The organism is Shewanella yunxiaonensis, from assembly GCF_018223345.1.
Classification (GTDB): Bacteria; Pseudomonadota; Gammaproteobacteria; order Enterobacterales; family Shewanellaceae; genus Shewanella; species Shewanella yunxiaonensis.
Genome location: NZ_CP073587.1, coordinates 1,188,661 through 1,200,773 on the forward strand (window position 1 = coordinate 1,188,661; position 12,113 = coordinate 1,200,773).

General features: G+C 39.0%; 10 protein-coding genes. 4 read left to right on the forward strand and 6 right to left on the reverse strand.

Annotation, left to right across the window (positions count from 1 at the left end):
- Positions 1-56: 56 nt before the first annotated feature.
- The 3 genes from KDN34_RS05590 to KDN34_RS05600 all read right to left on the reverse strand — a co-directional run bounded on the left by KDN34_RS05590 (position 57) and on the right by KDN34_RS05600 (position 5,918).
- On the reverse strand, positions 57-1,526 hold the full coding sequence (locus tag KDN34_RS05590) for a UvrD-helicase domain-containing protein (protein WP_212595922.1): 1,470 nt from the start codon (positions 1,524-1,526) through the stop codon (positions 57-59).
- Positions 1,527-2,147: 621 nt separating this feature from the next.
- Positions 2,148-3,422: a hypothetical protein gene (locus KDN34_RS05595; protein ID WP_212595923.1), complete on the reverse strand. Its 1,275-nt coding sequence runs from the start codon at positions 3,420-3,422 to the stop codon at positions 2,148-2,150.
- Entirely contained in the window at positions 3,423-5,918 is a 2,496-nt protein-coding gene (locus KDN34_RS05600; RefSeq protein WP_212595924.1) for a site-specific integrase, read from the reverse strand.
- Positions 5,919-5,993: 75 nt separating this feature from the next.
- Between KDN34_RS05600 and KDN34_RS05605 the strand changes: the two genes are divergently transcribed.
- Positions 5,994-7,034, forward strand: coding sequence for an IS481 family transposase (locus KDN34_RS05605; protein ID WP_212594394.1), 1,041 nt, complete (start codon positions 5,994-5,996; stop codon positions 7,032-7,034).
- Positions 7,035-7,082: 48 nt separating this feature from the next.
- On the opposite strand, the gene KDN34_RS05610 is transcribed toward KDN34_RS05605, so the two are convergent.
- Positions 7,083-7,430, reverse strand: a complete 348-nt coding sequence (locus KDN34_RS05610) for a hypothetical protein (RefSeq protein WP_212595925.1) — start codon at positions 7,428-7,430, stop codon at positions 7,083-7,085.
- A complete protein-coding gene (locus KDN34_RS05615; RefSeq protein WP_212595926.1) occupies positions 7,423-8,982 on the reverse strand; it encodes a hypothetical protein in 1,560 nt (519 codons plus the stop codon). The genes KDN34_RS05610 and KDN34_RS05615 overlap by 8 nt, the downstream gene beginning before the upstream one ends.
- A gap of 894 nt (positions 8,983-9,876) precedes the next feature.
- Between KDN34_RS05615 and KDN34_RS05620 the strand changes: the two genes are divergently transcribed.
- Positions 9,877-10,317 (forward strand): antitoxin Xre/MbcA/ParS toxin-binding domain-containing protein, encoded by a 441-nt coding sequence (locus tag KDN34_RS05620; protein WP_212595927.1) that lies wholly within the window; start codon positions 9,877-9,879, stop codon positions 10,315-10,317.
- A 52-nt stretch (positions 10,318-10,369) separates the two neighbouring features.
- Here KDN34_RS05620 and KDN34_RS05625 read toward each other — a convergent pair whose 3' ends face one another.
- On the reverse strand, positions 10,370-10,879 hold the full coding sequence (locus KDN34_RS05625; RefSeq protein ID WP_212595928.1) for a mobile mystery protein A: 510 nt from the start codon (positions 10,877-10,879) through the stop codon (positions 10,370-10,372).
- Positions 10,880-11,162: 283 nt separating this feature from the next.
- Here KDN34_RS05625 and KDN34_RS05630 point away from each other — a divergent pair, with 283 nt between their 5' ends.
- Both KDN34_RS05630 and KDN34_RS05635 read left to right on the forward strand, forming a co-directional pair.
- A complete protein-coding gene (locus tag KDN34_RS05630) occupies positions 11,163-11,417 on the forward strand; it encodes a type II toxin-antitoxin system Phd/YefM family antitoxin (protein ID WP_212595929.1) in 255 nt (84 codons plus the stop codon).
- The gene (locus KDN34_RS05635; RefSeq protein WP_212595930.1) at positions 11,410-11,679 is read left to right on the forward strand and encodes a Txe/YoeB family addiction module toxin; all 270 of its coding nucleotides are present in this window, start codon (positions 11,410-11,412) and stop codon (positions 11,677-11,679) included. The genes KDN34_RS05630 and KDN34_RS05635 overlap by 8 nt, the downstream gene beginning before the upstream one ends.
- Positions 11,680-12,113 lie beyond the last annotated feature (434 nt).

The following is a 12,113-nucleotide window of genomic DNA, read 5'->3' on the forward strand; positions in this document are numbered from 1 at the left end:
TCTGATTCTAAATTTGCTATTGAATAGCATCTGGATATATACGGGTGTGTTATATATTAAATTTTCCCGTTAGCCAACGCAACTATATTTCTACAGAGATACTTAACACTATTAAACTCTGTTTTTACGCTTATTGCATGTCCATTTTCTAATTCATTTTTGGCAATTGATATAATTTCAGCCCTTGTCCTAGTTAAGATCGCTCCGATATGTTCAGGAAAAACATCTCCATCTTGGTAAAAAATAATTTCTGATTTAATATTATCGAGAGATCGAATCTTATTTTCCGGAGGTTCACTATGTAAAGAAAGTAGCTTATTAGCACCAATAGCAATTTCTTCACCAAAACGTCTGGATAATGTCAATGACTGCCTTGGCAAATCAAACAAACTCATTGTGTTAACTGCTCCTCGCCATTTGAATAGTTGCTGATGCCTATCACCAATAACGATTATATTTCTATCTGAGTGGTTTTTCAATATTTGATAAAAAGCACCATTTGTATCTTGGGCTTCATCAATAATAATGTTGGATATTTCTTGTGGTAATTGTATATCAGGGCGTAGAGACCAAAACTTCATTAGATGATGAAACTTTATAACATGCTTGTTATCACGAGAGTTTGACAAAAGAAAGTCCCAATAATTTCTCGCCCAGCCTGTGATCAACTCTATAGATTTATCATTGGAGACCTGGATTGGTACATGCCTTGGTAAGACGATATCATCAATGCTATTACAAAAATTAGCAACTGTATCTTGCACAATAGAAGATATTGCATAAGATTTTAATGTGTTTTTCCCAATATCCAGCTTTCTTGGTAATCCCAAAATCATTTGAACAGAATTACTTTCAGATTTTTTATTTTGATTTTTCGGGTTGAAATTGCTTTTAAATGGTGATTTTTCAAGGGCATGACAGTATGCAAGCGAGTCTTGAGTAAACGAGTTTTTTGTAACCCTCTCTTTAGCTTCAATAGAATTTTCTTTTAGAAAAGATGTATAAATAGTTTTATCATGTCCCAACTTTTCAACTATGTAACTTGCAAGAACTGTTTTTCCCGTGCCTGCGAAACTATTAACAACTAATCCATTTTCGCATATGTCAATAGCTGATTGTTGTTCTTTAGATGGTTTTTTCTTACCTAAAAAATTGCGCCTGACATTGTAATTTGACTCTTTGTTAAGTTTATTTTTATATGAGAAATTTTGTGGCTCTATGGATTTATCAAATATTTTAAAGTTGCTGTCATTATTATTAAAATCAGAATCAAATAAACTTACGATAGAGCTTTCTATTTTACTTTTGAAATTTGGTGAAAAACAGACGAGATCACTGTATGCAATTAGAGCATCATCAATATAAACTTCTTTTGAACAATGTTCATACACACCATTCTCAAGCACTAAAAAATGTGAAGCACAATTTAAAATCTCCAATTTTTTATCGTGATTCAGTCGGCTAAGCACTAATTCTTTATTAGGCTTTTCAAGCAAGTAAAAAAGTGGAGCTATATCTGATTTCATTGTAAACATTCTTCTCTGTTTGCTTATACATAGTCTGTCAACTATTGCGATTAAATCGCAGTTAACGTTTTTGCTTGCTCAATAAATTTATGTAGATACACCGGGACTCGTACTACCTGAATCATGCGAGAACGCGTTCAATCATTCATAAACAAACACCTCAACCATAGATTGTAAAATTTGCACGTCTAATGTAATAAATAAAAATATTGATAAGTGTATGCCGCCAAAAGCAATCGTAATTTCTTTTCGATAAATACAAATAACTCAGTAATCCAACATTGTTAATTATCAGAGAATTTTGATGTTATTGAAAATAATATTTTAAATCCTGTTGATTGTCAAGTTGAAATATGGTGAAAATAGTATGCTATAATATCATTATTGAGATTTATGATTTACTGTTACCTATGCTGTATATAATAGGTTATTCAATATTTGATTTTTAATCTTATTAAAAATTTGGTAAAAACATATATAAAGTATAAATTTTTACCTTGTATTTCTAATGTATTTATTGATATCGTGTTGGTGGTTTTCGGTAGCGATGAACGATGTGATTATCTTTTGTCGAAATTTCTCTTTTTTAAATATGATGGGATAAATATAAAATTGCGTTTTTTAATCAAATAAAAAATCAAATTCATATTGCTTTTGTGAGTCATCGAGCTCAACTCGCTGCTGTCCAGCTTGTAGAATCCGTTGGAGCTTCAGAACCTTGGGAAGATGCTGCTCTGCCTTTTCCAAAAATAGGCTGTCACTAGGTTCTTTGTCTTCAATTGAGCGGAATATCGCCAATTTGAGAACGTCTGAATTGTCTACTAACACATCCACTCTCGTTTTAGCACTATCTATAAGTTTTGCACTTTGAATTTTAGTTAGTTTTCTCGCGCTGAAGTGAAATAGATTACTAGCCAATTCGTCGATGAAATTCGTGTTTCCATAAACCTTAATCAAACTAGCATGTTCGTTTTTTTCTGTAATTGCATAAATCAATACGTCGTGTGCGTGGAAATGGATAAGTACGGTGTCTGATCTCTTAATGTCTTTGTGAGCTTTTTGCCATTTTTTAACAGTCCGCTGCAACTCTCTAAAGTTAATAACAGATGACAATATTTGACGGAAATTTAATGAGTTAATATTGCCAAATGTTCTTTTGTCACTTAATTCACACGTAATGATTCTTTGTTTGGTTTGAAAGGTCAGTTCGATCCCTTGTTGGGCTATTTCAATGTTTTCTTCCGATGGGTCATTGCATAGGGTCTCAAGCAACTCTTTCTCAGATGGCGTTAGGATCATATGTAATGGTGGTATTTCTATATGTTCAGCAACTGGGATATGAACAACTGAGTTGCCTGTTTGTACTTTGATAGTCTGTTGGTCACGGTTGATTTCGATGAAATCAAATGGCATCAGTTGACTCACTTTCGCCAGAATTTCCTGGATTTGCTTTTTTGTCACCGAAATAAATGGACGGCATGAGTTACTGGTGAGGTAATTTGTGTGCTTTTTATTGATCTCCAGACAATTACCGCAGCTTAGCCCAAGGGTATCATTGTTCACGGTACTTTCATCGATAACGGTGACAGAACGAGCCTCGTTCCGTTTCATTACTATACCAAGTTCGATATCCCTGGTTTGTTGTGGGACAAAATCAAGTAAACGTTTGCAGAATCCTGTGTCGAGAGCAAATTGAGTATCTTGAATATGAGGTGATTGGCCATCAAGGAAAAGTGTACATTGTGCCAATCTAGGCATTTGCCCTGATACAATAGTAAGCGTTCTTTCTGCTTTATTAGTGATAAACAAAACGGTGCTTTCGGCGTATCTAGAGTCAATACAGTCAATCGCTGTGTGAAGTATTGAACGTTGTGATGCTGGTATCACTAGTTTCATTTAGCGCTCCTCATCTTGCCTGAGGCGTAACAAATATTGATAGCTGTATTGGAGGATATCCAGAGTTATCCCTGGTTTGGGGTGAAACGAAATTGTGAGTGTTGTATCACCGACGGCATGTTTTTTTAGTGTCACAACGTCATTTGGCTGTGCAAACTCAGTTTTTAAAATCTTTTCCTGGCGATCGCTTCTTAACTTTCGATTTGTCGACAACGTGAAGTGAAACACTAGCCATTTCCAATCCTTATGACGGAAAAACTTGGTGAAGGCCCGAGCATTTTTGATATTGCATGCGAGTGTCATGGAGAGTGAATTACTATCAGTGCTTAATTCGATTTTGGGCAATGTCTTAAGTGCAGTCACCCGTTGTTTGTCTGTTGATTCGATAAGGTGTTTGCATCCATGCGACCATATCTTGCTCAACCCACCGAAATCCGTGTTTTGTCCACGTTGCATGTTAGTAAAGATGTAACCCAATAAAGTAAGTTGACTGGAATCTAGTGATTCGAACCAAAGGGGTAAGCACGCTGTTGAAATCTTGGGAGGAGTGGGAGCTTTTACTTTATGAATAGCGGCGCTTAAACAATCTTCTGATAAAGATATTTTTTGCGATTTTTGCTCCGGCACGTCAGTGCTGTAGCAATCCCGTTTAGTCAGTTTTCTTACTCGACGGTAAAGCTCCTTCGATGAAGGGGGTAAACCAAGTAAATACTTAAGTTCTTCCTTACTATACGCTTTTGCTGCAAAGCAATGGTGCGGAGGACTAATGATCTTTAGCAGCCAATCGATTCCGTGTAAGTACGACCACCGAGTCGTTGACCAAGATTCATGGCCGATTTGGGCGCACACTTCGTCCAGAAGTAAGCCATCGTTTATTTGAGCTGGATTCGCTAATTCAAGCCAGTACTCAAATCTTGCGTCAATTGTTTCATTTGAAAATATCTCACGCTCTAACGCTGTCTCGCCTCGATGAACTTCTGGAAGTTGAGATACTAAGTGCAGTGCTTGCTGAACAAAATAGTGAATGCCAGTATGACGCAATTGATGAAAGCCAAATTTTTGCCCAAAGAGACACTTTAGTGTCCTTGACACTGGGCTCAGGTAATAGAGTTGGCGTGAGTGAAGCGACTCACCTTCGAAGCCAATAAACGGTAATTCATTATTCGACTGCTTTTTAAGGTTGATTACATAATGAAAAATATCACGAAACTGCTTTGGTATTACCGTATAAACATTGCGGGATTTCCCACTTTTTGTGCGCCCCTCACTGGTATGAGTTATATAAAGTTCTAATTGCCCTGTTGAGTGTGTGTACACTATATCTCTGTTTCGTAGCCTCATTACTTCGCCTCGTCTCAGCATGCCAAAGGTGCCAAGTAGGCAGGACGTAACAGCAAATAATGATCGAAAGGGATTACTAGTGGGGGCTATCAGAAGCGTTTGGGTAAGATCCGTTAACCCATCGATGTCTATGCGGTACGGATTAACGGATGGCTTGCTGGTCGGAAAATTAAATGCATTGATATCAAGATCTTCGGTCAACTCCTGAGTACTCATGAAATTTAGGAAATACTGAATATGTTTTTGAGAATTTTCCGTATCTACTGATCGGTAGAGATTATGTGCCCATCGGTTTAATGAATCTTCATTCGTCGCATCTGAATACGAAAGAGGAAAATGCTCTAACCGATTTTCTAGATTCGTATATTGCTCGATGGTGCTAAGGGCTAATTTTTCCTTTTTTAACCCACCAAAACGGATTGTATTGATGGTATAGAGATATAGCATTTGCGGCAGAATATTATCTGAGTGCCAATCAGGCTCATTCGTTTCAAGTTTCGATCGTGCATTGTGGCTAGATTTCAGGAGCGCTTTGTGAGGCCATTTGACCGCGGTTGCCTGAACTAATGGGCGTGACTCGAACCAGCATTCATTCCACGTGATTTCGTAAATATGTGATAGTGGTGTGTTGGTTGGTTGATCGTGATAACGGCCGACATGTCTTTCCGGATATGACATATCTTTGAGGAACATTGGTGGGATTTTGTAATGAGTGAACCATCTGCACTGAAAACGTCGTTGCCAAGTGATCGGCTTTCCAACCGTTAACTTATTTTTCTTGGCCCAATCGTTGATGCTGTTGAGCAAATTTATCTCAGTTATTGGTTCAGCATTCTGTGCGTAAAAATCCGTAAGAAGACGTAATACGAATGGCGGTAGCGCATAATGTGTGTAAAACCGACTCTGCTCGTTCTTGTTAGGTGCGTGATAGATTCTCAAGCAAGGTTTAGACGTCGTGTAATCAATAGATTGGCGATTATTGATGATGTCGACGATTTTCTTTAGCGAGAGTGGTGCGACATCAAATGCGATGGATAAAGCGATTAATATGGACGAAATGTGATGTCTGCTGAGAATAAGTTGCTGTTTATCCTTTTCGTAAGAGAGCCGTATTTGACTCGCATGATTTGTATTAGTCCAGACTAGATCTGACACATCATCTTGAAAAGATGAGAGTTACCCGTTTTGATAAAGGTGTCGAATCTTAAATCAAAACATAAGGCAACTCTCATGCTTCATACTAACAATCCGATTATCAAACACAAAGCGGGTTTACTCAATCTCGCAGCAGAACTGGGAAACGTTTCTAAGGCCTGTAAGGTGATGGGCGTATCTCGAGACACCTTCTATCGCTACCAGGAATTGGTTGAAAGTGGTGGTGTTGAATCGCTTATCAATCAGTCCAGAAGAGCGCCTAACCTTAAGAACCGTGTCGATGATGCAACCGAACAAGCCGTCATCGCACATGCGATAGCATTTCCTGCCCACGGCCAATCACGCACCAGTAATGAACTGCGCAAAACAGGCGTATTTGTGTCGGCGAGTGGTGTTCGTTCTATCTGGCTGCGGCACGATTTAGAGAACTTCAAAAAGCGCTTAAAGGCTTTGGAAGCCAAGGTCGAGCAAGAAGGTATTATCTTGTCAGATGCGCAGGTCGCAGCGCTGGAACGCAAGCAACAGGATGATGAAGCTTGTGGTGAAATTGAAACCTTCCATCCAGGCTATTTGGGCTCGCAAGATACGTTCTATGTCGGCAATCTTAAAGGTGTTGGTCGCATCTATCAGCAGACCTTCGTTGATACCTATAGCAAGGTAGCATTTGCCAAGCTGTACACAACGAAAACGCCTATCACTTCGGCTGATTTGCTCAATGACCGAGTGCTGCCGTTCTTTGAGGCTCAAGCATTACCCATGCTGCGTATTTTGACTGACCGAGGAACAGAATACTGTGGCAAAGTAGAGCAACACGACTATCAGTTGTACCTAGCGATTAACGACATAGAGCACACCAAAACTAAGGCGCGTCATCCGCAAACCAATGGTATCTGTGAACGCTTCCATAAAACGATTTTGAATGAGTTTTATCAGGTAACGTTTCGTAAAAAGCTTTACGGAAATATGGAGGAACTGCAAAAAGATCTGGACGAATGGCTGGCGTATTACAACAATGAACGGACTCATCAGGGAAAAATGTGTTGTGGCCGAACACCAATGGCGACACTCGTTGATGGGAAAGCGATTTGGGCTGAAAAGAATTTAGCTCAAATCTAATCTGACGGAGGCACCAGAAAAATGGGTAACTGTCAGATCAGGTCTGAGCTAGTACACATGATTGGCTTCCAGAACTATTGCTTCCATCCACTTTAACTCATGGTCTATCAACTTATTTTCATTTTTTTTGGGGATTTGCCATTGGCAGGTGTCACCCAAATATTGAATGATATTATTCAGTGCAAACCAATAGAGCTTACGTCTTCCTTTGGCCAAATTTTCAAAATGGGAACTAGCTTCTGTTACGTCACCTACATCGATTGTCCTTGAAGGCTTACTATAAATAGGCCAGCGTTCAAGCAGCCAAGAGATCTCGTCGATCCCCGCATAAGGTAAGCCGAGTTCCAGAACATATTCCGAGATTCTAGTTGCTAGTGTTTGGACGAACTTAGTCATAAGGCATCTCTTCTAGACCGAAGCGTTTAGGTAACGTGTTCAAATATGATTTCAATCTTATGAACGAAGCGGGGAACATTTGATCGGCGCCGAGATGTTCTCCGAAGTTTGAATGCCCCTGTACTCTGTCGATATCATTGGCCGCGAGTCTTGCAGACGAGTGAGTACTAATTGCACTTTGGGAAAAGAGATGCCTGAACTGATAGGGCACAACCCCAGGCCAAAACTCTTTGATGAATTCGCGGAGGAGGAGGTTTGATAGACTGTATTGCGCCCCTTTACTATCGATGCAGAACCATAAATTCTTATTAATCTTAATATCAGACAATTTGGTTTGAATTTGGTACTTCAGCTTCAGGTAGCGACGGATTTCCGCTTGTAAGTAATCACAAAGAATGATTAATCTTAGTCGGCCCTTATCTTTGACGAATACGATATCGTCACTTGTATAATAGTCCCATTGAAAGCTGTCCGAGTGCGTGGGCCTAAGTCCAGTTAATAAATTTGTGAGTAGCGCTATTCGATATGTTGCAGCATTGAAGTAATTGAGCCAGTCTTGATGGCGTTTGGTGTCAAGCTTGTTGGGTAAGCATTCCCTTGGCCTTTGTTGCTTAACGTAATTATGCAGTCGATTAAAGAAATCGCAGGTTTCACTCTCATCAACTAAACGCTGACTACCGAATAGAATTGGTTCGGAGGGTTCGGGCATGCCAACGATTTCAGTGTGATATTGGGCAATTCGGCCGTGATTTTTTAAGTAATTCGCTTCTTCAATATTGTTGCTGATCAGTGATATTTTAATGTCGTCGGCAAAGCAGCTATAGCGTGAATGAAGGTCATATTTTCGAGCTGCACTGATAACTCTAGATATATAATCGTTGAAAGCTTTGTACGTTGAGCTACGTATACGGTCACTATCGAGTTGTTGGTAAGCAGAAGCGCTTCTATGTGTTTGTTTATCTATTGGTAGCAGTTGTCCTTTAATTGTTGCACTTAGTTGGTTATCTCTCTGAATACAATGAATAAAATATTGAAAAAATGTTCGTTTCGTCACTCGTTGATGTCGTTGCAATGATTTTGGAGTTTTCCAGGCAGTTTTCACAATGGAAAATAGCTTATTCTTCGCTTCAGTATTCAATAATGGTTCGTTATATGGGCATTTACTGATGACCAGTTGAAAAAATTTGTTGAGCTGCTGGGGGATTGGTTGCCATAAGTAAATCGATTTTCCTTGTTTTTGATACGGGATGGCATATTCACACGAAGACCTTGAACGGTCGTAAATTGTGCGGAAAGAGTTGCTTTGACAATTTTCACTACCTCTAATCCGCTGAAAATCTGGAATTTCGTTTGCTTCTTTGATCTCCAGCCATCGCCCCATCAACCACAGTGTTAATGCGACCAAGGTACATCTTCCTCGGTATGCTTTGTCTAAATTAGCTAGTTTTGCAAGAAAAATAGCTAACGTTACAGCATTCGCAGCAGCATGGGGGAAAACTCCTCCAGAATTCCGTTTTCGATTTGATTTTTGTATATTTGAGGATAGTGACATAAAATTTCCCCTATGGATAATATGCAATATATCCACTATGATTAACCCGCGTGGCTACTATTTACGATGAGTCATTATTTGTTTGTTGTGGTTAAATTATACTTAAGTTTTTAAAGGTGCATAATCCTTAATTTATCAGGATTTTTAACAAAGGCAAATTTTTATTTAAACAGTACATTAAATTATTCTAATATTTAATTATTTGAGTTTACCAATCATATATATGATAGGTAAAATATGTATGATTTTATTTGTGGGGAATTTACTTTTTTCTTCATTTTTTGTTGAGTTGTAAATGTTTTTTATTTGTGTGGCTTTTTGATTTTTGAATAACCTTTTTGTTGATTGATTTTTGGCTGTGTAAAGTTTTTATTTTTTAATTGATGCTTTTGTTTTTTTAATTAGTAAAGAATTTTTAAATACTTCTTTTGCGTCTCATACACTGTTTTTTTGCGTTTTTGCACCTGATTTAAACTACAATGTAGTTAATTAGCTTGTAATTGTGATTGTAGCTTTCGATATTCTTGATGTGCTGGTTTAATTCATTATTGACTTAATAAATTGCACTGGGATAGAATAAATTCCAATGAAGAATATGTACGAAATTATTTAGTGGAAACGCGTCTAACCAACGCCAACCACACACTTAAAAACCGCCGTAAATGGCGGTTTTTTTACTGTCGTGCGCCTAGAGTCGCGTGTTTTTACCCTCAATCAGGCGCTGGCGGCTGATTCAGAAGAGGTTAATCCATCGGCAATACTAGATTTTTTGGCGTAATTAGGAATTCCCTTTCTTCACTATGCAAGTAAGTCGGCGTGTCGCGAAGAGGGGGGAGTCGTCAATAGTTAATATCAGTCTTATTAACACGTTCCAGAGTCATTTGGAGATCAGCTATGCCCCCAATTGAGGTAACTTCTTCTATATCAACACTATGGCAAGATGCCGGGTTAGAAAATCTTGAGGGTGTCGCTTTAGTCGATTTTATCGAAAAAGGGGTGCCACCATCGGTGTTAGTTAACATAGCAAGACAGGTCGGAGTGGATGTTTCCGACATCCTTAGCCATATCAGTATGAGCAATCTCAGCTATGCCCGTGCTCTATCTAATGGATGCCTTGAACCATATGACGGAGAAAAGGTTATTCGTTTTTTGCGAGTTTTGGAAAGGGCGGAGATGCTTACTGGCAACCAGCAACGGGTTGATGCATACAAGTGGTTGAATGAACCATCACTCGCACTGCAAGGTAGAGCGCCAACCTCGCTTATAAGAAGCGAAGCCGGAGCTGGAGAGGTCATAAAGCTAATTGAACGCTTACTGCATGGGATCTACACATAGCAGAATTTTCTTGGTGTCGTTTAACGTCGATTTAAGTTGAACATTTGATGCCTTACTCACCGATTTTCTGTTCTTTTTTAATCCCTTCTTTCCAGAGTGCCCTGCCACCCTGTTGTTTTAGTTGAGTTGCAAGTTCTATGATTAGACGGTTTTGCTGCTCTTCATTTAACGCTTGGGACTCCAGATACATCGTTTGATTGATTTGTCTCATTCGGCTTAAAGCAAGTTCGTATGCACGGTTTTCAATAAACTCATCAATGGGTTGCTTAGGGATGACCATGTAAACCACTTCCGCATTGAGTCCATCGGCTAACTCCGATAATTGGCGTAAGGTAATTGTTCCTTCTGCTTCTTTGCGTTCGAGTATCGATACCTGATTTCGGGATAAACCCAGTCGATGACCAAGTTGAGCGCCGGACATCCCCAACACGCTTCGGATAGTCCTGATCCAACCAGCTTTGGGTTTCTTAGGCGTTTTTATTGTCCTCATCGAGTCGAGCTTATCTGCTACCTGTCTTTTAGCTATTTCGGCAACAGAAATTGAGTTTTTTACGCTGGTCATCAGTATCACTAACACATTTTGCCAAGTACTAGGTTGTAATTATGTATCAATTTATCGATACATGCATTTTATTAATGTATCTAAATTTGAATACATTTAATGTTAAATATGAGCAGCATAAACTGAAGGGGGAACATCGCAGCTGGTTAACACAGTCGAAGATGTTGGCGTGCGTTTATGTTTATTCCTTAATTGCCTTATTAAGTTGTCATGTTCAACTAACTGTACAAGTAGAACGGTGAAGACTATACTTGTCCCATTAAACGTACATGTTGAGGTACTTGTGAAAATCGTATCTTTTACTGAAGCTAGAAATGGTCTCAAAGCTGTTTTAGACGGTGTAGTTAATGATGCTGATACTACAGTTATTACGCGCCGCGATTCTGAAGATGCAGTGGTTATGTCTTTAGATTATTACAATAGCCTTATGGAGACAGTTCACTTACTACGTTCTCCTCAAAATGCTGAACACCTAAACCGTTCGATAGCACAGTACCGAGCTGGTAAAACAACAGCACGTGAGTTAATTGATGAGTAGTCGTCAACATATACTGTCCTGGACTGATGACGCTTGGGAGGACTACCTGTATTGGCAAACTCAAGACAAGAAAACACTCAAGCGCATCAATAAACTTATTAATGATGTTAAGCGCTCTCCGTTTGAGGGGATTGGTAAACCTGAACCTTTAAAAGAGAACTTATCTGGTTTTTGGTCTCGTCGTATTGATGACACCAATAGGCTTGTTTACGTAGTCGATGATCAAGCTATAACGATAATTTCTTGTCGTTATCACTACTAAAACAGGTGGGGCTTTATCCAAATTCGCGAAAAGCCTCTTCATTCTTGTGGATGAATAGTGCTCCAGTGGGACCTTTAAAGTGAAACTATATTTTCATTAAATCTAAAGTAAGCGCCTCATAACCCCCACATTCTCATAAAGCTTGGCTCGCCTGTTAATTTGCACTCAAAACTGATCCACCATTTGCACCGTCATGTGACCAATCTAGGATAACTTAACATATTGATATGTAGTCATTGATGGTGAGATATGTGGATCAGTGCCACATGCAAAATATGGGTTGAATTGGCTCAATTGGGGACGCAATTTAGCAAGAATAGCTGTTCAACTTTGCCGGAATACACATAAAAGACCATATAATGTCCAAATGTGGACTTCTGCGCTAATAGGGCTTATCCTTTAACAGGCAGCTGTTTTTCATTATTGGAGTTAAA